Source organism: Lysinibacillus sp. FW301-JW8, from assembly GCF_058788755.1.
In genome coordinates this window covers 1-21,945 of the sequence record NZ_JBYTBB010000081.1, presented here as the reverse complement: position 1 = coordinate 21,945, position 21,945 = coordinate 1, and the positions used below count along the sequence as shown (strand labels likewise).

The window sequence follows — 21,945 nt, the reverse complement described above, 5'->3', positions numbered from 1 at the left end:
TCTGCGCGAAAGCGAAGCGTCAGCGGCAAAGCGAGTAGCCTGGAACGGAAATCACCTTCATTTTGACTAAATATTTATAAAGAGTCCCTTGACTATTTAATTTTTCAACACTATGAAAAGCGATTTCTCTGTATTCGAGAAATCGCCTTTTTCTTACCACAGCTGATAGCCTTTTGAGCCTGGTGGTGAATTCGAAATAATATCGATAATTGGAACTGTGTAAGCAAATAAAATTAATGCGACTAAAATAACAAGCCATACTTTAAAGTTTTCTAAAATAGCTGGTGTTGGACCACTTTGTTCATGTACATCACCAACAGGGAATTCTTCCTCACCTTTAGGTGCAAACCAAGCTAATTTAACTACGATATAAATAATCACTAAGATTGCGATAAAGAGAATAGTTCCGCCCACAGCCTGCGCAATTTGATAAGGAATCCAATCATAGGCTTGCTGAGCACCTCCATATTCTGAGTAATCTGAGCGACGAGGTGCCCCAATTAAACCTGCAATATGCATTGCTCCAGACATAATTGTCATACCAACAGCCCATAAAATTCCTGCAAAATTACTGAGGTTATTTAATGATTTAGTGAGTGTGCGACCTGTTAAATGCGGTATTAACCAAAAGGCAGCACTAAAATAAGTTAAAACAACGGCTGTTGCAATCGTTAAATGGAAATGCCCAGTCACCCAAATTGTATTATGAATTAGCTGGTTCATTTGGTAGGAGGCATTTACTATACCACCTGCGCCTCCAGGAATAAATGACACCATACCGATAAATGGTACAAAGAAGCGAGCGTCCTTCCATGGTAATTTTTTAAACCAACCGAAAAGCCCTTTACCACCTAATTCACGACCACGTAATTCGAACATGGCAAACATAGAGAAGGCTGTCATTAAGGATGGTACGATTACCGCAAATGTTAAAACAACTTGAATAAATTTCCACGTTCCATCAATACCTGGCTCTGTTAATTGGTGATGGATCCCAACTGGTACAGAGAAGATTAAAAATAACATAAATGAAAGTCGTGCTAATGAATCTGAGAAAATTTTCCCACCAATAACTTTTGGAAGGATGACATACCAAATCATATAAGCTGGTAATAACCAGAAGTATACAAGGGCATGGCCGAAATACCAGAATAATGTACGTGATAATGCTACATCCACACGTTCGATAAAACCTAAAGACCATGGAAGTAGCTGGAATAGTACAGAAGCTGCAACACCTAATGTTGCTACGAACCACATTAAATTATTTACAACAACCATAAATGATAATAATGGGCTGCGTTGTCCGCTTCCTTTGTTTTCTTTCCGCCATTGTGCGTATCGTAAAATTTGACCTGCGCCGCCAACCCAAGAACCAACCACGACTAATGTCAGACCAAAATAGAAAATCCAATGAGCTTTCAATGGCGCATAAAATGTATATAAAACAGTTGCTTTGTTCAATAAAACCATTGCAGCTGCAGCGGCTGTGCCAATCGTCATTAACCAGAATCCAATCCAGCCTAATCGTCGCTGACTAGCTGAAAATGTCCCTGATGTACGACTAACACTAGCAATCTGGAAACCATAGATAAAGAATGTTGTTAAAATAAGACCAAGTAATACACCATGTACAGTTAAAATTTGATAATAGCCTATGCCCGCTGGCAATGTAAATTGACCAGAGCGTACGAAAACCTGTAATAATCCCGCAAGACCACCTAATAACAATGCGATAAATGCCACGTAAATATGTGCCATTGCTAGTTTCGCATCACGACGATCCACTTTTGTCAAATTATTATTTAGACTCATTTGGATCCACCACCTTTAGCATAGAGTGCATCATCGTATGTCCAGTACCACAATACTCATTACATACAATTAAAAACTCGCCTACTTCATTTACTACAGTTACATATTCAGAAATGTAACCAGGCTCAAGCATTATGTTAATATTTGTACCTGCAACCTCAAAGCCGTGCATGACATCTTCACTTGTTGCAATAAACTTAACTTTTGCTCCAAGTGGAACTTCAATAACCGGAGGATTGTAATAAAATGCAGAAGCTAAAACAACAACCTCATAATCCCAATCTTTACCTTCCACTTTATGAACGCCTGGATTATCAAAAGGAGCAAATTCCTTTACCTTCTCATAATCTAGTGTTTTCTTACCATTGTTCGGATGTGAGCCTTGATGGAATGCACCGATGCCGAGAATAATAAGGAATGCTACTAAAGTAGCAACTCCGAACACAAGCCAATACTTCTCATACTTATGTATGTGCATATGTCTCTGTCCTTTCTTAGTAGATTAAAAACGTCCGATGAACAAATCGAAGCAGTACACCCAAAGCAAGATAATAATGATGCCTACTCCAAATACTGCGTAGAGTGAACCTTTCAAATTCTCGTCGGATTTCTTTTTATTTGCCATTTCTGTTCCTCCTCCGCTTTTTATAGTGATCTTTCTTATTGCCATAATATAAAAATAAATCTTTTTTAGATGTGAAAAAAATCACACAATGGGGAGGATTGTGTGAAAAAAGTGTGAAATATATGCTTGGATAAAAAAGAAGCTATCTCAAAAGTCATTGAGATAGCTTCAGGCGTATAGAATTTGGCGTTATTTTTATCAAAATTAATTACTTTTCAAGAAATTTTACTAATTAGAGTTTCTTGTGAGCCTTAGAGACCACTAAGGCAAATCGTAGAACGTATTCATAAATGCTCGAAACAGTTGCATAGGATATATCATTTGGAGCAGTTGAAGATTCTCGAATTCTACGCTTCTTCCTCAATTGTTAATAGAACTGTTAGTCCACCAATGCTAGGAATTGCAACAGGGAGTACAAACGCTTTTTCAAATCCGTACAATTTTGTGTTCCCAACCATTACGGTTGGAGGCGTGATATCAATTTCTAAGCTTTCTTGTCCTACAGCTGTACATAGGTTACCTGCAATCATATTGCCAAATTCCCCTGTGAAGGATTCTAACATTTCTCCCTCAAGCGGCATTCCGAACATCGTATTACCGATGCCACTAAATATTTCAGGAGAGGAATCAATGATGACACGGCCCTTTATATCTCCAATTAAGCCAATTAATACACCCATTTGCTGCTGTTGAAAAGGTTCCGAAATAATACTTGGCGTTTTCACTTCAATATCCATTGGTAGAATCGATTTTAAAGCATAAATTGTCCCGTTTAAAATAGTTTGAAAGTACTTCGAATTACTCATCATTACCGCATCCTTTTTCCGACTTTTCTACATCTTACCATGTTAAAAGGGTAAGATGAAAGTATGTCTTGACGAATTAAAGGGAAATTTATATTATATTAATGAGAATGATTTTCAAATTCAATCAATTAGTACTTTTTTCTTTTCAAAACGATGTTTTTAATTCAAAAATTTTATTTAAAGGAGCGGTCAGCAATGACTTTCGTATTTATTGGAGCTGCAGTGGTAATCTATATTGGAGTAGGAAAATACGTCATGAAACAGGCGACTGCACATTTGAAATAGTAAAAACTCTATATGTTTAGCTCATTTTTAAAAAGAGTAGGGTATGACCTCAATGTAGTTTGTTGAGTCATACTCTTTTTTTATGCAAAAAATTTATTTATTAATAAAATATTTTGTTGTACATTCAGAAAATTTTTTATTCCTTTTAAACAGTTAATACAGAATCTGATACAAAAGCGAAGACCAATTAAAATACGATTGCTTCAACGTTCAGGGAGAATAAGAAGTTAGGTAGAAGATGAACTGCCCCTAAAAATAATTCATCCTTTTTAAGTTTTACCTTAATAATTGGCATTTAATTTTACGAAAAAGTTACAAAAACGAGATGATTATTTTATTTTTGTAGAATAATTTCACTTAAATAAATATTTATTTTTTTCTGAAATCTATTGAAATTGTGAAAATTTTTCTGTAACATTTTAAAAAATGAAATCGCTTTTCATATTTTGGAACGGGGGTCAAAAATGGGTGTGAATATTTTGGAAGTAAAAGATTTAAAAATTGGTTTTAAACAAGATAAAAAAGAAATTGCTATTGTCAACGGTATATCATTACAACTTGAAAAAGGTAAGACTTTGGGAATTGTTGGTGAATCAGGATGCGGTAAAAGTATGACATCACTTTCACTGATGGGATTGTTACCTCCTGGTGTCGATTGGCAAAATGGGGATATATACATAGATCAAGCGCAAATTAACAAAAAATCAAAAAAAGATTGGCGAAAAATTCGTGGGAAAAAAATTTCGATGATTTTTCAGGAACCGATGAGTTCATTGAACCCAGTTTATAAAGTTGGTTCACAAATAGTTGAAATGATTCTCAGTCATGAAAATATTGCTAAAAAAGAAGCACATGAACGTGCCGTTGACATGCTTCGACTTGTTGGAATTCCTCGTCCAGAAAGAGTAGTTAATGAATATCCTCATCAATTGTCAGGAGGAATGCGTCAGCGAGTTATGATTGCTATGGCATTAGCTTGTGGACCAGAAATATTAATTGCTGATGAGCCTACTACTGCATTGGATGTGACTATTCAGGCACAAATTCTGGAGTTGATGAAAGATCTTCAAGAGAATCTCCAAATGTCTATTATTTTAATTACCCATGATCTTGGGGTTGTAGCTGAGGTTTGTGAACGAGTGATTGTTATGTATGCTGGAGAAGTAGTTGAAGAGGCAACAGTTCTGAATTTGTTTAATCATCCACACCATCCATACACGAAGGGACTCTTAAACTCATTACCAGATATTGAGGTAGAACAAGAATATCTACCATCAATCGATGGGGTAGTTCCAGCACCAGCGGATATGCCCTCAGGGTGTAGATTTTTCGATCGATGTGAGTTTGCAACGGATAAATGCAGAAATAAACCAACTTTATTTAAAACTAATAGTGGCACAAAAGTAAGATGCTGGTTATATGAGAGTGAGTATATTGAATTAGAAGGGGGAATGTAAATGACCAGTCCATTGTTAGAAGTAAAGCACTTAAAGAAATATTTCCCATTAAAAGGATCACGGGCGGATTATTTAAAAGCTGTAGATGATGTTTCATTCTCTGTAAATGAAGGTGAGGTTCTTGGGATAGTTGGTGAATCAGGTTGTGGGAAGTCTACTATGGGAAAAACACTAATTCAGCTATTAACACCAACAGAGGGTGAGATCTTGCTGAATGGAGAAAATATTGCAACCCTTAGTCCCAAAAAGGTGCGCCAAAAGCGCCGTGATATGCAAATAATTTTCCAAGACCCGTTTGCTTCACTTAATCCTCGAATGAAAGTTTTTAAAATCATTGAGGAGCCTTTGGTTAATTTTAAAATTGGTACAAAAGAAGAAAGAAAACAGCGTGTTTATGAAGTGGCTACACAAGTGGGATTGACACCAAAACAACTAGAGCGTTACCCTCATGAGTTTTCAGGTGGTCAAAGACAACGTATTGGGATTGCGAGGGCACTTGTGACAAACCCTAAACTTATTGTAGCAGATGAGCCTGTTTCTGCTCTTGATGTGTCTATTCAATCTCAGGTATTAAACATTATGAAAGATTTGAAAAAGGAAATGAATCTTACATATATTTTCATTTCACATGATTTGAGTGTAGTCCATCATTTTTGTGACCGCATTGGTGTGATGTATTTAGGAAAAATAGTGGAAGTAGCGGATAAGCATGAATTATTTAATAATCCTAAACATCCCTATACCAAAGCATTACTATCGGCATTACCAAAATCTCACCCTTCAAAAGCAAAAGAACGTATCGTGCTTAAAGGAGATGTTCCAAATCCTGCAAATCCACCTGCTGGTTGTACCTTCCATACAAGGTGCCCAAATTGTATGGAGATATGTAAAGAAACAACTCCTACTTTAAAAAGTGTTAGTGCAAAGCATGATGTTTCCTGTTTGCTTTATGAAGAGAAAATGGAGCGATCATTATGAGTAAAACATTGGAAAAAGGGATTAATATTTTGACGTTATTTACAGAAGAAAAACCTTCATGGCGTTTAGATGAACTGGCCAATGAAACAGATATTCCTAAGCCTACTTTACATAGATTTCTAAAGACGTTTACAGACTTAGGTGTATTAAAACGACCTTATGTTCAAAGTGGTAGTCAATTAGTATTGAGTGATCATTATTTACTGGGAAATAAATTAATAGAATTAGGAGCCATTGCCTCCAATTCTATTGAAATTCGATCACTCGCTATACCATATATGAAAATGCTACAGCAAAAATTCGATTTGGCAATTCAACTAATAATGATAGATGAAACTGATGGTCTTTACATTGAAAAAATTGAAAGCTTAAAACCCGTTCTATTGTATACACGTGTGGGAAGAAGAGCACCACTCTATGCAGGTGCTTGTTCACGTATTATTTTATCTTTCCAATCAGAGGAAAAAATTAAACATGTGTTGCAGAAACCGCGTAAAAAGTATGCCAGTGGCACGCCTGTTACAGACAAGGATATCTATGAATATATTGAATTCGGGAAAAATAATGGGTATGCCTACAGTGTTTCAGAATTAGAAGAAGGCACAGTCTCAATAGCAGTACCAATTTTTAATAGTAATCGAGAAGTAGAATATTCCATCAGTATCGCAGGCATAGACTCACTATTACCTAAAGAGAAAATAGATATATTTTTAGAAGGACTATGGAGTACAGCGGCTTCAATCTCAACTGAATTAGGTTATTCAATGCCATATCCTTATGGCGTATAAAATAACAATACAACAAAGGGGATGTACAGAATGAAAAAACACAAATGGATAACATTACTACTTGTATGTATGATGCTATTATTATCGGCATGTAGTGGCGGCACATCATCAGAAGGAGAGAATAAAAAAAGTGGAAAGGCTTCTGGAGAAAATTCAGCAACTGCACGTGGCAATGAATTAGTCATACGTGTTCCAGGTGATCCACAAAACTGGGATCCAATCGATACATACCTAATTGCTTGGAGTACAGTTGCAACATCAGTATTTGAAGGTTTAGTAAGCCGTTCACTTGATTTAGAAATTCAACCAGGGTTAGCGGAATCTTGGGAATATGTAGATGATAAAACAATCGTATTTAAATTACGTCAAGGTGTTACTTTCCATAATGGAGAACCTTTTAATGCAGAAGCTGTTAAATTTACATTTGATCGTTTACTAGGTGAAGAGGGTCAAAAAGGACCACAATATTCAAACTACACATCGATTGACCGCGTTGAAGTTAATGGTGAATATGAAGTGACAATGTACCTTAACACAATAGACCCAGTATTATTAACGAAATTATCAGGTTATGGTGCCGTAATTGTTCCACCGAAATATATTGAAGAGAATGGGGCAGAGAACTTTGATAAGAATCCAGTAGGTACAGGTCCATTCAAAATGACAGATTATCAACGTGATAAACAAGTGGTTGTTGAGCGTTATGAGGATTACTGGAATAAAGACGAAATTAAACTTGATAAAGTAACATTTAAAGTTATCCCAGAAACAGCAACAGCCTTAGCAGAATTACAAACAGGAAATATTGATATTATGACACGCTTAGAAGTTTCTCAAGCTGCGACAGCAGAAGGCACAGACTTTGTTACTTTAATGGATGTATCAACGCCTACTGCATACTCTATTCGCTTCGATACAGCAAAAGCACCTGTAGACGATGTTCGTGTACGTCAAGCAATCAACTATGCCATTGATAAGGAAACGATTGTGAAAGAAATTTTAAGTGGTTATGGTAACTTAATTAGCTCATTCCAAAGTGAACTTTCTTTTGGTTATAACAAAGAATTACAACCATATCCATATGATCCTGAAAAGGCAAAAAAACTTCTTACTGAAGCAAATGTTGCTGAGGGAACAACTTTAGAGTTCTATATCCCAGGTACAGATGGAATATTTAAAGAGATTGCTCAAGCAGTAGCCTTCTATTTAGAAGAAGTCGGTTTGAAAGTATCTATTAATAGTGTGGAAAATACAACTTTCCAATCTGAATTAATACCAAAAGGTGAAGCTGGGCATATGTATAAGAATGGCTGGGGAGGCTGGACTTTAGATTTCGATAATACAGCTTATTTAATGTATCACGAGGGAGAGTTCTGGAACCCATCCTATAAAAATGACAAGGTTGAGAAATTATTAGCTGCGGAACGTGCAACTAATGATGGAACAGAACGTTTAAAAATCTTTAAAGAGTTAACAGAAGTGTTACATGAAGATGCAACAGAAGTGAATTTATATTCAGACGTTGAAATTTACGGAGTAAATAAGAGAGTGAAAAATTTCCAACCTCCGCATGATGGTCGTTTTAGATTTGAAGGCGTCACTGTCGAGTAAGTAGTAACTATGAGATAGTATGCTTGCATACTATCTCATTCATTTTAAGTTAGGAGGATGGAATTATGCTTTCCTATATTTTGAGACGTTTATCGCATACAGTATTGGTGATAATTGCTGTTTCATTAATTATATTTTTCGCTATTCGTTTAACAGGAGACCCCGTAAGTATTATGTTTGGTGCAGGTGAACCATCACAGCAGGCGATTGATGAGCTAACGGCTAAATTAGGCTTGGATAAACCAATTTGGGAGCAATATTTTATTTTTATGAAAGACCTAATCATGCTTGATTTTGGTACGTCTTATCGCTCGAATAGTCCAGTTCTAGATTTACTGTTAGAACGAGCTTGGCCAACGATTGTACTTGCTTTAGGTGGTATGGCTGTAGCATTGTTAATTGCTGTTCCAATAGGCATTCTATCGGCTGTCTATAAAGGGAAGCCCGTTGATGTTTTTGGTCGTATTTTCTCATTACTAGGCATTTCATTCCCTAACTTCTGGTTAGCGTTTATGCTGATTTTAATTTTTGCTGTAAAGCTAAAATGGCTTCCAGTATCAGGATTTAATGGATTTAGTTCTTTAATTTTGCCATCTATTGCATTAGGTCTAATTTTATCTGGAATTTTAGTACGTTTAATTCGTACATCAATGCTTGAGGTACTTAAAATGCAATATGTGACAACTGCAAGAGCTAAGGGAATAAGAGAATGGCTTGTAATCGTAAGACATGCATTTAGAAATGCTTTATTACCTACAGTGACATTTGTTGGTTTGCAGTTTGGAGGTCTGTTAGGAGGCGCCGTTATTGTAGAGCAAGTATTTTCATGGCCAGGTATTGGCCGATTAATTGTTGACTCCATTAATCAGAGGGACTACCCGGTCGTACAAGGTGGAGTTATTGTTTTAGCGCTATTAATGATCTTGGTCAATCTGATTGTTGATTTATGTTATTCGTTAATTAACCCAAAAATTAGAACGGGGAGAGGTGACTAATTAAATGACACAGGCAATCGATACAGTGGCAGTGACTACAAAAAAGAAGAGCAAAATAATAATGGTTTTGAACTTTATTAAAAAAAATCCCACAGGAATAATTGGATTGATTTTAGTATTAGCTTCTGTGCTATGTGCCATTTTTGCACCGTATATTGCTCCGTATGATCCAGGGGCAGCAAGCTTAGGGCATCGTCTAGATATGCCCAAGTGGTTAGACGACACAGGGAAATCTCAATATTTACTTGGAGGAGATCAAGTAGGTCGAGATTTGTTAAGTAGAATTATTTATGGTGCACGCATTTCACTTTTAGTTGGTATTTGTGGGGTTGCTATCTCCATGGTTCTTGGCACATTTTTAGGAATTATATCAGGTTATTTCGGCAAGTGGATGGATGATTTAATTATGCGATTAGCTGAAGTTCAATTAGGATTACCTTTTATCCTTTTAGCTATCGTGATTATGAGTGTTTTTGGTACAGGCATTGAGAAAATTATCATTATTCTAGGGCTTACCTATTGGGTTAGCTTTGCAAGATTAATCCGTGGAGAAATTTTAGCATTAAAAGAGCACGAATATATTCAAGCTGCCAAAGCTATTGGAGGGACTCATTTTAAAATAATCCTTAAGCATATTTTACCGAATGTTGCGTCCTCTATTTTAGTATTAGCGACAATGTGTATTGCAGAGTTCATTTTGTTAGAGGCATCTTTAACATTTTTAGGTTTAGGTGTTGAACCTACTGTGCCTTCCTGGGGAGGGATGTTAGCAGATAGTCGAAATTATATGACAACTGCATGGTGGATTTCTGTATTCCCAGGTATTGCGATTATGTTAACAGTATTAGGCTTTAACTTATTAGGAGATTGGCTACGAGACCGCTTAGATCCAAATATGAAAGTTTAGGTGATAATGTGAATACAACTATATATTCTAGTTTATTTAATAAGGATCAACCATTAAAAAAACCATCTTTATATATAGATTTACCTACACATCTTGCACCATTAGGGTTAATTGATTTTTGTGTACGATTAGGCTTAGAATCCAATGAAATTGATTTTGATTTATTTGAATCTGCCAAACAGAAATATTCAATGATATTTTATCCGCATCATACAACATACATGATGAAAAAGAATTCTACTTTCATTGTGTATTATGAAACAGAGGATACATTATCAGTCTTGCTAAGTGATTTAGCCCGTGAAGGAATCATGGATAGTCATGAAACAACATCATTTACCTATTATGAAAGCTTAAGTCATCTTTGGTCAGCCTATGGTACAGGTGAAAAGGATGAGGCACATCCCTTACAGCATTTAAGTGTACAAATTAATGTACAGCAAGACATTAAGAGCCATGCCATGTTAAAAGAAATTTGTTATATTGGACTACGATTAGGTTTATATTCTACCTCAGCTTCATTTCCTGTAGCGACTCAGGATGAACGTCATTTATCGATTGCCATCAAGCAAGGAACGGAAAATATGATGGAGCTTGTTGATCGAAATACAATTAATATTTTGGGAACGAAAGAAAGTCTACCAACCGTTCTTCATTCGATTGCGAAAGAAAAACATTTTTCTGAAGGTGGTTTACTTGGTATTTGGGAATTCAATGAAAAACAAGTCAATGAAGCGCAACTTTTATATGAAGAGTCATGGCAAGACCAATCAGAAGCTTCGTATATAATTAGTGCACTTCAAGATGAAACACAACTAATAGTAGATGCAGAAATTTATATGACTGCATCAAAGGACAACCGAGATCGATATAGTTTAGATTTGTCTAAAAAATTTCCAGATTTAAAGTCTGTTAAAGTGCGCTCTGCATTTAAAACTGGATTATACTGGATTTTGGAGGAAGTTCTTCCCTCTATTCAAAGTACCTTTACACAGGTGAAAATTATTTGCAAGGATGGCGTTAAGATAAAAGGATTAGAACAGCGGAATCGATGGATTATGGAACTGTATCCAATTGATGAATTAATCGAATTACAGTATGGGGTACCAAAAGAAAATGTGCAATTTGAAATTTCATTTACACAACAGCATGTTTATAGCGTTTATGTAGATGATTTATTAGTAGCTGTACTAAATCCACTTATTAGCGAATTAGATTATGTCGATAACAACAAAAAAACATATCCAACGACAGCAGGCTATCGACTATTTAAAGATGAGGATATTATTCAAGAAAAAACTGTGTTGTCTGATCGAGAACGTTTTTATAAATATTATATCAATGACTATTTATCACGTATGAAGAAGAAATTATCAATTGATAAAAGTAATGTCAGCCAGGGACAACTATTTCCGTTATTTGACAGAATTGAAATTGACTTTACTTCTTCGGGAATTGAAGAGGAGCTACCTGTTAGACAGGAAGCAAACTCATCGTTCGAGGCATTGTATGAAGATGTATATTTTAATACCCTAGATTACTTTGCTACATTAGGTAACCAAATAGTTAATCGACCATTTAAGGCACCTGGGGGCGTTATTCCCTATATTCATATGCAGAAAGATATTTATAAACCTATTTTTAGTTGTATAAGGGTATATCAATGGCATGAAGAGGAATCCACAGACTGCGTAACTAAGCGAATAGTCTTTGATGAAGATGGTCAATTAGATAGTGCAGATATTTATTTAGGAACTAAGCATAAAGCTGTCACAGTGAAGCAGCAATTAAAATTTAAAATAAAAGACGCTTATCAATTATCGAGTAGATACAAAAGTTTTCCTGAAGTTAAGATAAATTATGCCGATTTATCCTATAAAGGAAATTTAATTCCTTTTTTTGAAGTTACAGAACAAATTACAAGTAAATATTTTTCTGGATTAAAGAAATCGAATGAAAAGCATACTATTATCTTTGAAGCAGGACATCATCCAAATGAAGTATCCAGTACTCCTGCTATATTAGAGCTAATGGAGGATGTTATACGTCAACAGCCAGAGCTATTAAAGAAAATTAATTTTATCATCATTCCTCTAGCAAACCCAGATGGCTATGAGATAATGAAAATGTTGACACAAGAGCATCCAAAATGGAAGCATCATGCTGCAAGATATAATGCAGTAGGGTTAGAATTTGCTCATGTGAAATTTCAAAAAAGTGTATTTGGTGAGGCTAATATTTTACCAATTGTTTTAAAAAAATGGGCGCCAGATGTTGTTATTGACAATCATGGAATTCCTGCTCGAGAATGGGTACAACCTTTTGCAGGATATGCTTGCCCTCCAATATTTCCTGTTTCTTACACGTTACCAAGCGCAATGATATATGGAATTGGTCGTTATGCAGATAGTGAGACTAAGGAGATTCAGGCTAAAAATCTAGAGCATGTAGCTGAAAAAGTGAATGCTATTTTTGAAGGAACAACCTTTGCGCAGGATAATGCCTATTGGCGCGATCGATATTATAAATACGGTACGAAATGGGAACCACAAAAATATCCGATTGAAGAAATGGCTAATATAAATTTTTACAGAAGCATGGAAGTAACACCAACATATTCATCTGTTAGTATTTTGCGTTACCCTCAATGGGTGGCACTAGATATAATTTCTGAAGTGGCAGATGAAATTGTATATGATGAGGAATTAAATTCATGTATTCAGGCTCATAAGCTTTTCAATCAAGCTATTATTCAAGCCACATTATCTGCGCCAGTGAATAAACAAAATAAAAATGGATGGGCGATAAAGCAACGTCCTATAGAAATTTAGGTGAATAACATGACAAAAATACTATTAACAGGATTTGAACCATTTCTTGATTATAAAATTAATCCAACCATGCAAATCGTAGAAGCATTAAGTGGCAAGGAGATGGATGGCTACGAAATAGTTGGACGCATATTGTCGGTAGATTTTCAGCAATCTGCTAATCAATTGAAACAGTATATTGATGCAGTAAAGCCACAAATTATCATTTCTTTAGGATTAGCTGGCGGACGTTATAAAATTACACCTGAGCGAATTGCCATTAATGTAAAAGATGGTGAGCCAGATAATAACGGATATACACCAGTTGATGAAAGTATTGATGAAAATGACGCTGATGCTTACCTTACAAATTTACCTATCCGCAATATGGTGAATCGTTTACAAAAAGAGGGCTTCCCAGCAGAAATCTCAAATACGGCCGGTACCTATCTATGCAATAATATTATGTATGAAGGGCTAGTTTATGCAAAGCAGAATGAAAAAGTTAAAGCCGGATTCATCCATATTCCTGCCTCTTTTGATTTGGCAATCCAGCATGGAAAAATACCGGGTTGGAATATTCAGGATTTAACAACATGCATTAAGCTCTGTATTGAGGAGACAATTCGTGCAGCGAAAAATTGATTTTCCTCACACTATGTGGATTAGCCAACACACAATTCGTTTTGCGTTTAAAGAGGAAATATCACAAGAAAATTTTCAAGCAGTCCAACAATTCAACCGATTTTTGAAAAACCATCTACAACGTAACCTTATTGAAAGTGTCGCTAGCTATCATACGGTTACAGCCTATGTTAAGCAAAAGATAGATATTGATTTTTTACAAGAGCAATGGCTTTTCATGCAAGTTACTACTAAAGATGATGAAGTAACAAGTCGTCAGTTGCAAATTCCAATTTGCTATGATGAGGAATTTGCTTTGGATATGGATCGTGTAATGGATTACACATGTTTATCGTTTGAGGACATAAAAAAAATACACATGTCTAAGTCATATAGTGTATATTTGATTGGATTTTTACCTGGCTTTCCTTATTTAGGGGATTTAGACAAAGAATTGTTTGTGCCACGTTTAAGAAAGCCACGTAGCTCTGTATCTGCGAGTTCTGTTGGTATAGGAGGTTTACAGACAGGGATTTATCCACTTGATTCACCTGGTGGATGGAATATTATTGGGAAGACGCCTCTCAATTTATTTAATGTACATGGGAAAGAAATTTTTATTTTTTCTCTTGGAGATCAAGTACAATTTTATGAAATATCTAAACAGGAGTTTTATGAAATAAAAGGTAAAGGAGTGTAGCAATTGAAGCCACTTCTTATAGTAAAAAAGCAAGGTGTACATGGTAGCCTGCAAGACCAAGGGAGATATGGCTATCGCGCGTATGGCATTCCTCTATCTGGACCTATGGATAAAGTGTCCTTTCAAGCAGCGCAATATATCTTAAATAATGAGAAAGACCAAACCTCATTTGAAATGTTTATTGGCGGTTTTGAATTTGAAGCTATTGATGACGGTATCTATGTCTTGACTGGAGCTAAATGCAGGTGTTTAGTAAATGGTGTCCTAATCGAAATGTGGAAAACCTTTCAATTAAGCAGGGGAGATGTCTTGTCCATAAAAAGTGTGAGTCACGGATCTGTTGTTTATCTTACACCTAAAGGGGGATTTCAATCAGAGCCAATACTAGGCAGTAATTCATGTTTTCCACTTGTAGGTGATGCTATTATTGAAGGTAGTATATTGTATGGAAAGAACGCAGAAATTTTACATTTTACAAGAGGACTATATGCACCATTTCGACCGGTATTTGAATCCGACATTACTGTAAGAATTTTTAAAGGCCCTCATTTTGAGCTATTTACGGAAGAGAGTCAACAGCAATTCTTGCAGATTTCTTTTCAGTTTTCGGGTGGAAATCGAATGGGCTATTATTTAAAAGGTACTATACTTCAGCTTAAAAAAATAAAAGATATCTTTTCAGAAGCCACACAGTTTGGAACAATTCAAGTGCCGCAAAATGGTGAGCCGATTATCTTAATGGCAGATGCTCAAACTGTAGGTGGTTATCCGATCATTGCTACAATCCATGAGGAGGATTTACATAAAGTTGCCCAAATGCGCATGTTTAATACGATAAAATTTGTACTAATGGAGGAAGATGTATGTCCATAGATATTAATTGTGATATGGGAGAAAGTAATGATGCTTTAAAAGATCTAGCAATTTTAGACTATGTTACGTCCATTAATATCGCATGTGGCTACCATGCTGGCAATCATACAATCATGCATCAGACGGTAAGAAACGCTATCCGTAAAAATGTTCGAATTGGTGCACATCCAGGATACCCTGATCTCGAGGGCTTTGGTCGACGAGATATGGATTTTAGTGCCGAGGAAATCTACGATATGGTTGTTTATCAAGTTGGAGCTTTGCAAGCATTTGTTTCAGTTGAAAAGGGTTTACTTCATCATGTGAAGCCACATGGAGCGCTTTATAATCAAAGTGCTAATAATATCGAAAAGGCGACCGCAATCGTCAATGCTGTATATGATATAAATCCAGCTTTTATTTTATATTGCTTATCCGGTAGTAAGATGGTAGAAGTTGCAAAGGAAAAGGGATTACAGGTTTATGAGGAAGTTTTTTCTGATCGTAATTACAATGTTGATGGTACATTAGTGAGTAGACGAGAAGAGAATGCATTAATTCAAACAGAGGCTGAAATGCTTGAACATGTCAAAGGAATTTTGATGTCGAATGAAGTGATGTCAGTACAGCGAAAGAAAATCAACATTTCTGCACAAACTTTATGTATACATGGTGATGGTCCACATGCACTAGACTATGCAAAAAAAATCTATGAGTTAAAATATCATATCAAATAAATAGAAAAGCTGGATGCCCTAAAAACCTATATTTTTAGAGCATCCATTTTTAGTTAAGGGCATTAAATAGTTGTTACTAATTCAACAGCTTCGATAATAATTGGAGTACCAGCAGAAATAGTGCCTGTAACAGTATTAAACGTTAATTCTGTTGCAGAAACTGTATAAGAATCACCTTCCTGAAGTACACCATTAATATATAAATTATAATATCCATTCGTTACAATTGGAAAAGTAGTTGCCGGACTACCGTTATCATTTAAAAAGGAAGTAGAAGCAATAGTTGTTCCATCTACAATTGCTAAAGTAGTAGCTAAAATATTAAAAAACCTTGTGGAAGTACCTGATACATTTACATTGATATTAATAATGGAAAGCGCCACGTCGTTCACCTCCTTTCAAATGATTAGTTCGTTTGGTTTATAAAACCGAGCGATTCGATGATGATAGGTGTTCCTCTATAGATGGTTGAACTTTCAGCTTTTAGGTTTAAGGAGGCTGGAGTTACGGTATAAATCCCGCCCTCTTGCATTACACCATTAATATAAAGGTTGACGTACCCATTTGGATGAATAATTGTAAATGCGGCTACTTGGTCTCCATTATCCTCCCAAAACAGATCAGCGTTTAAAGCAGCTCCATTTGTCAAATTAATATCAGCTGTAACAATATAAAAATATCTATTCACAATTGGAATAATCGTTCCACTAGGAATAATGACTGGAGGAGTAATGAAAGACGCAGTACTAGCTTTTATCCGGGGCCATACAAATCGATCTTCACAGCCGCATTCACATATTTGTTTGTTTTTCCGATAATTACCTTTATTCATATTCTAATCACTCCATTTAATTATTGATGCCCCTGCATCTACTATTCTGTTTAGTGCCTACAGTAAAAATGGAAGCATGCTTGTAATAATTTCATTACCTTTAAAATATGAAATAAATTCTAAATGGTTTAGTTAAGCATCCTAATTTAATAGTTTTTTTAGAAATAAGCTTTATATCGTTGGTTAAACATGCCTGTGTTGACGAATATTACGTCTGAAACCTTGATATATATGCTTTTTAAAGTAAATTAGTGTTATACTTTGCTTGTCGAATAAGGTAGAATACTAATTATGAATAATTTATCTTCATTCCGAACAACATTGAATGAAGATAAAGACTCTGGCGGATGTCGTGAACTTGGAAAGGCATGATTTACGATTCAAATTTAGACAGCATTGTTTATCTGTAGCGAAAGCGCCAAGGCGAAATTGATTAATGATAAAGGGGATACTGGTTTTATGAATGATTTTGATCAGCAACTGGAGGGGCTGTTAAAGCAAGCAGCGTTACAATACATAATATATCAGCATAATGGCGATACGGAGCGTATGGATAAAACATCACTTTTTGCGCGAAAATTACAGCAAAAAGAGTATGTTATTGGATTTGCAGGCCACTTCTCTGCAGGAAAGTCGAGTATGATTAATGCACTTTCTGGTGAAAATTTACTTGCATCTAGTCCAATTCCAACGAGTGCTAACATAGTAAAGGTCCATAAGTCAGAGGAAGATTATGCGATTGTCTATATGCATAATGAAAAGCCTGTAAAGTTTGAGGCAGGCTATGATTTTAAAACTGTTAAAGAACTTAGTAAAAATGGGGATCTTGTGTCGCAAATTGAAATTGGGCACAGTGCATCGACATTACCATTTGGTGTCACAGTGATGGATACACCGGGGGTAGACTCCACAGATGATGCACACCGAATGTCTACAGAGTCAGCTCTTCATATTGCTGATATCGTATTTTATACAATGGACTACAATCACGTGCAATCTGAATTAAATTTCCAATTTACAAAGCAGTTGATGAAGTACAACCCAAATGTTTATTTGATCGTTAATATGATTGATAAGCATAAGGAGAATGAATTAAGCTTTGAGGAATTTAAAGCGACTGTTCATCAATCATTTGCCGCTTGGGGAGTAGTACCTAAAGGTGTGTTTTTCACTTCTTTAAGAGAGCCAGAGCACCCATATAATGATTTTGAAGCTGTGAAGAAAATTGTTATGGATAGCATGAATGATTGGCAGGACCAGCTTGTACAAACTGCAACAAATACACTTCGTTTATTGCAAAGTGAGCATGACACTTATTTAATGGAAGAAAGACAGGATCGTTTAGATATTGATGAAGACGTATTAAGTGCGGATGACTGGGCGAACCATAAGGACATTTTAGAACAATACAATAAGCTAAATCGTCAAGTGGAGTTGTTTTCTGTAGAGGCATGGAACGAGACATTTGAAGAGCAGCGTAAGGAGCTGCTTGTGAATGCAGCCATTATGCCTGCCGATTTACGAGATAAATTACGCCTGTATTTAGAGAGCCAGCAGGAAGGTTTTAAAGTAGGTGGCTTATTTACGGCTAAGAAAAAAACGGAAGAAGAACGAAACCGTCGTAAAGAAGATGCCTATAGTGCCTATCAAAATGTTGCACATGCGCAAATCACAGGTCATTTAAAGGGCTTAATGAAAAAGGTTTTAAAGGATGTTGGAGCACTAAATGAAGAGCGTGCTTCAGCAATTGATACGTATGTATTTGATCTGCCATTTTCACTGATCGAACAACAGGTGCAGGTAGGTGCTTTGTTAACAGGAGATGCTGTATTAAACTTTGCTAATCGTGTAGCGGAGGCAACAAAGCGCTACTTTATTCAAGAAACGGATCATTGGAAGGATGCACAAGCAAAATTATTAGAAACAGTAGCGACAGAAACAGCTGCTCCATCTAAATTAAAAATGGCAGGAATGCAGACAAAGGTAGATGCTATTCAGGCTGTGCTTGAAATGGAAGGCTACCAGCAATATAGTGCAAGTGTTATGCATCAGGCGAGCAATGAAATTCGTAAGCAAGCAAATCAACAATTGACAAACTGGGACAACGCATTTAAGCAGGATTTAGCAGAAATTCGATTATTTGATGAAGCAATGCTGAAGCCAAAAGAGCAAGCTGTTCAACAAGAAGAGGTGCAACAGGCTGTGAGTGCAGCCAGCCTTCCTATTGAAGGTGTTATTAAACGGGCTATGCATACAGCGAACGCCGTTAAAGAGGTTCAAGGCTTTGCGGAAGTAGCGAGTTATATAGAAAATAAGGTAGATCGTTTGCAAAAGAAAGATTTTACAATCGCATTGTTTGGTGCATTTAGTGCTGGAAAATCCTCTTTCTCCAATGCCCTTATGGGTGCAAAGGTTTTACCAGTTTCACCAAACCCTACAACAGCAGCTATCAATAAAATACGTCCTGTAACACCAGACCATCCACATGAAACAGCCGATGTACTGTTAAAAAATGCAGATCAAATGCTAGAGGATATAAAAGGCTCCTATGCAGCGATTGGGCTTTCTGTTTCCTCATTGGAAGAAGCCTTTAACCGTGCGGATGAAGGACTTGCTGTACAGCTTTCTGATGAGCGTTTAAATGTCCATAAATCATTTATTCGTGCATATAAAGAAGGCTTCCCAACGTTTAAAACTGAGCTTGGCAAAGTTTTACGTGTTGACCGAGAAGAGTTTGAAAAATTTGTTGCGCAAGAAACCAAATCTTGCTTTGTTGACAATATTGACTTCTATTATGATAGTCCACTGACACGCATGGGTGTAACATTAGTTGATACGCCAGGAGCTGACTCTATTAACGCACGACATACAGGTGTTGCATTTGAGTATATCCGTAATGCGGATGCAATCCTGTTTATTACTTATTACAATCATGCCTTTGCAAAAGCAGACCGTGAATTTTTAATTCAGCTTGGTCGTGTGAAGGATGCATTCGAGCTAGATAAGATGTTCTTTATTGTCAATGCCATTGATTTGGCAACAACAGAGGAAGAACAGGAAGATGTAAAGGGCTATGTGCGTTCAGAATTACAACGCTTTGGCATACGCTTCCCTCGACTTTACGGTGTATCTAGTTTGTTGGCATTAAAGGAAAAAGTCGAAAGTGCTGATTTAACATCTGGTATGCCACCATTCGAGGAAGCTTTCTATACATTTTTAAATGATGAATTAAGTGCATTAGCGGTGCAGGCACTTGCAGAGGAAGTTGATAAAACTGAGCAACGTTTGGGTGATTTAATTTCTCAAACAGAGGAAAACTTAAAGCGTAAGGATGAACGTTTAGAGGAGTTAACAACACTTGAACAGCATATCAAATCCAAGTTCAATACGCTTAATACAAGTATGGCAGAAAGTGAAACGAAGCAAGAGCTAGATGAATTATTATACTATGTTCTACAGCGCGTATACTATCGTTATCCAGAGTTCTTTAAGGAAGGCTATAACCCATCAACATTTGCAGCAATGCCAGCACAGCAAGCATTGGAGCATGCTTTGAAGGAAGTATTACAAAGCCTACGATTTGATTTTACACAAGAAATGCGTGTCACGAATTTCCGATTATCACAATTTATCAGTAAGAAGATGCAATTACGCTTTAAAGATGAAGTACGTGAGTTAAAAGAACTAAATCGCAGCTTCTCGTTTTTAGCCTTTGAAGCTGCTGAGCCAGATTTACTTAATTTTGAGGGACCATTTACCGATAATGCAAAATATTCAAGCGTAAAAACGCACTTCCGTAATGCAAAAGCGTTCTTTGAGAAAAATGAAAAGGTAAAATTAAGTGAGGCATTAGAGGCCTTAACAAAGCCAGATGCTCAAAATTATCTGGATGCACAGAAAGTATCATTAATGACATGGGCCATTTCCTACATTGCTGAGGAAGCGGAAAGATTACGTCTGCATATTTACCATCAGGCACTTGAGCAAATTGCTACAGAAAGACTTGTACTTCAAGAAGAAAGTCGTTTAGCTTCTTGGAAAACGATTTACGCGCAATTACAATACGCATGAGGTGATTCGTATGGGAAAAGTATTCAAATCAGTAGAGGAAATTCAATTTGACAGTGTTCGTTTTGTAGATGCCCGCTTTGATTTACAGGACAATGAAGCAGGTAGAAAAGCATTCGATGAGGGGCATGCGCCAGGAGCTATTTATATTCACCTAGAGCAGGATTTATCGGATATGGAGTCGGATAATGGTCGTCATCCAATGCCAAACAAAGAAAAGCTATCAGCAGTTTTTCAAGGATTAGGTTTAAGCTATGATGATCAGATTGTTGTTTATGATCAAGGTGCTGCACCATTTGCAACAAGAGCATGGTGGATGCTAACATATGCTGGTTTTCCAAATGTAGTCATTGCCAATGGTGGTGCACCAGTACTTGAGAATAAGATAGCCTTCACCAAGGATATCATTAAATACCCACCAACTACTATTGAGTTTGAATGGCAGGAGGATCACTACGCTCCACGTGAAGTGGTAAAAGCGATTGTTGATGGAGAAGTAAAGGCAACTTTACTTGATGCTCGTGCTGCAGCTCGTTATCGTGGAGAGGTGGAGCCATTAGATAAAGTAGCTGGACATATACCAACTGCCAAAAATTTTGACTGGGAGCAATTGAAATCAGAAGGTCAATTACAGGCTAATGATGCCCTACGAAGTAAGGTTTCATCTGATGAACATGTTGTGGTCTATTGTGGCAGTGGCGTGACAGCATCGCCTTTATATGCTGTCCTAGCCGATGAAGGCTACGAAAATATTCAATTATATGTTGGTAGCTATAGTGATTGGATTACCCAATATGAGGTTGAAAAGGGTACAAACGAATAAATGATTGGAAAAACGCTCACGATGGTGGGCGTTTTTTTATGTGTGTGCCCGGCATGCGCACAATCGTTACCAACGGCAATTTATGGAGAGCTTATAAAAAGGTAAAAGAAAATGGAGGGGCTCCGGGCGTAGATGGAATAACAGTTCACGAACTAAAATCTCACCTGCGAAAACATTTTGAGCCACTTAAAATCAAACTAAGAGATGGCACTTACCAACCGCAACCGGTGAA

At 36.5% G+C, this 21,945-nt stretch carries 18 protein-coding genes and 1 pseudogene; 13 read left to right on the top strand and 6 right to left on the bottom strand.

What is annotated here, in order from left to right; all coding sequences use genetic code 11:
- Positions 1-153 precede the first annotated feature (153 nt).
- From AC3WOM_RS23520 to AC3WOM_RS23505, 4 genes are all read right to left on the bottom strand, one after another.
- On the bottom strand, positions 154-1,815 hold the full coding sequence (locus tag AC3WOM_RS23520) for a b(o/a)3-type cytochrome-c oxidase subunit 1 (protein WP_492448581.1): 1,662 nt from the start codon (positions 1,813-1,815) through the stop codon (positions 154-156).
- Positions 1,802-2,293: a cupredoxin domain-containing protein gene (locus tag AC3WOM_RS23515; protein WP_492448580.1), complete on the bottom strand. Its 492-nt coding sequence runs from the start codon at positions 2,291-2,293 to the stop codon at positions 1,802-1,804. The genes AC3WOM_RS23520 and AC3WOM_RS23515 overlap by 14 nt, the downstream gene beginning before the upstream one ends.
- A gap of 24 nt (positions 2,294-2,317) precedes the next feature.
- Positions 2,318-2,440 (bottom strand): hypothetical protein, encoded by a 123-nt coding sequence (locus AC3WOM_RS23510; protein ID WP_009370491.1) that lies wholly within the window; start codon positions 2,438-2,440, stop codon positions 2,318-2,320.
- A gap of 347 nt (positions 2,441-2,787) precedes the next feature.
- Positions 2,788-3,246 (bottom strand): chemotaxis protein CheX, encoded by a 459-nt coding sequence (locus AC3WOM_RS23505; protein WP_427545151.1) that lies wholly within the window; start codon positions 3,244-3,246, stop codon positions 2,788-2,790.
- Positions 3,247-3,995: 749 nt separating this feature from the next.
- Between AC3WOM_RS23505 and AC3WOM_RS23500 the strand changes: the two are divergent.
- The 11 genes and pseudogenes from AC3WOM_RS23500 to AC3WOM_RS23450 all read left to right on the top strand — a co-directional run.
- Positions 3,996-5,011 (top strand): annotated as a pseudogene (locus tag AC3WOM_RS23500) (ABC transporter ATP-binding protein); the annotation flags it as partial.
- Positions 4,989-5,966 (top strand): ABC transporter ATP-binding protein, encoded by a 978-nt coding sequence (locus AC3WOM_RS23495; protein ID WP_492448579.1) that lies wholly within the window; start codon positions 4,989-4,991, stop codon positions 5,964-5,966. The pseudogene AC3WOM_RS23500 and the gene AC3WOM_RS23495, both read left to right, overlap by 23 nt.
- Positions 5,963-6,754 (top strand): IclR family transcriptional regulator, encoded by a 792-nt coding sequence (locus tag AC3WOM_RS23490; protein WP_427545147.1) that lies wholly within the window; start codon positions 5,963-5,965, stop codon positions 6,752-6,754. Before AC3WOM_RS23495 ends, AC3WOM_RS23490 begins: the two co-directional genes overlap by 4 nt.
- A 30-nt stretch (positions 6,755-6,784) precedes the next feature.
- Entirely contained in the window at positions 6,785-8,365 is a 1,581-nt protein-coding gene (locus AC3WOM_RS23485) for an ABC transporter substrate-binding protein (RefSeq protein WP_427545145.1), read from the top strand.
- A 65-nt stretch (positions 8,366-8,430) separates the two neighbouring features.
- A complete protein-coding gene (gene nikB / locus AC3WOM_RS23480; protein ID WP_427545143.1) occupies positions 8,431-9,360 on the top strand; it encodes a nickel ABC transporter permease in 930 nt (309 codons plus the stop codon).
- 4 nt (positions 9,361-9,364) lie between these two features.
- Entirely contained in the window at positions 9,365-10,267 is a 903-nt protein-coding gene (locus AC3WOM_RS23475; RefSeq protein ID WP_427545141.1) for an ABC transporter permease, read from the top strand.
- Between the two features lie 8 nt (positions 10,268-10,275).
- A complete protein-coding gene (locus AC3WOM_RS23470) occupies positions 10,276-13,098 on the top strand; it encodes a M14 family metallopeptidase (RefSeq protein WP_492448576.1) in 2,823 nt (940 codons plus the stop codon).
- Positions 13,099-13,107: 9 nt separating this feature from the next.
- Complete coding sequence (locus AC3WOM_RS23465; protein WP_427545137.1) at positions 13,108-13,722, top strand: pyroglutamyl-peptidase I; 615 nt, start codon at positions 13,108-13,110, stop codon at positions 13,720-13,722.
- Positions 13,706-14,401: a 5-oxoprolinase subunit PxpB gene (gene pxpB / locus AC3WOM_RS23460; RefSeq protein WP_427545135.1), complete on the top strand. Its 696-nt coding sequence runs from the start codon at positions 13,706-13,708 to the stop codon at positions 14,399-14,401. Before AC3WOM_RS23465 ends, pxpB begins: the two co-directional genes overlap by 17 nt.
- A gap of 3 nt (positions 14,402-14,404) precedes the next feature.
- Positions 14,405-15,274 (top strand): 5-oxoprolinase subunit C family protein, encoded by an 870-nt coding sequence (locus AC3WOM_RS23455; RefSeq protein WP_492448574.1) that lies wholly within the window; start codon positions 14,405-14,407, stop codon positions 15,272-15,274.
- A complete protein-coding gene (locus AC3WOM_RS23450) occupies positions 15,265-15,990 on the top strand; it encodes a 5-oxoprolinase subunit PxpA (RefSeq protein WP_492448573.1) in 726 nt (241 codons plus the stop codon). Before AC3WOM_RS23455 ends, AC3WOM_RS23450 begins: the two co-directional genes overlap by 10 nt.
- A gap of 62 nt (positions 15,991-16,052) precedes the next feature.
- Here AC3WOM_RS23450 and AC3WOM_RS23445 read toward each other — a convergent pair whose 3' ends face one another.
- Both AC3WOM_RS23445 and AC3WOM_RS23440 read right to left on the bottom strand, forming a co-directional pair.
- The gene (locus AC3WOM_RS23445) at positions 16,053-16,373 is read right to left on the bottom strand and encodes a DUF4183 domain-containing protein (RefSeq protein WP_492448572.1); all 321 of its coding nucleotides are present in this window, start codon (positions 16,371-16,373) and stop codon (positions 16,053-16,055) included.
- Between the two features lie 23 nt (positions 16,374-16,396).
- Complete coding sequence (locus tag AC3WOM_RS23440) at positions 16,397-16,822, bottom strand: DUF4183 domain-containing protein (protein WP_427545127.1); 426 nt, start codon at positions 16,820-16,822, stop codon at positions 16,397-16,399.
- Between the two features lie 459 nt (positions 16,823-17,281).
- Here AC3WOM_RS23440 and AC3WOM_RS23435 point away from each other — a divergent pair, with 459 nt between their 5' ends.
- Positions 17,282-20,893 carry a dynamin family protein gene (locus tag AC3WOM_RS23435; RefSeq protein ID WP_492448570.1) on the top strand — a complete coding sequence of 1,204 codons (3,612 nt, stop codon included), beginning with the start codon at positions 17,282-17,284 and terminating at the stop codon, positions 20,891-20,893.
- Between the two features lie 10 nt (positions 20,894-20,903).
- On the top strand, positions 20,904-21,713 hold the full coding sequence (locus AC3WOM_RS23430; RefSeq protein ID WP_492448569.1) for a sulfurtransferase: 810 nt from the start codon (positions 20,904-20,906) through the stop codon (positions 21,711-21,713).
- Positions 21,714-21,945 lie beyond the last annotated feature (232 nt).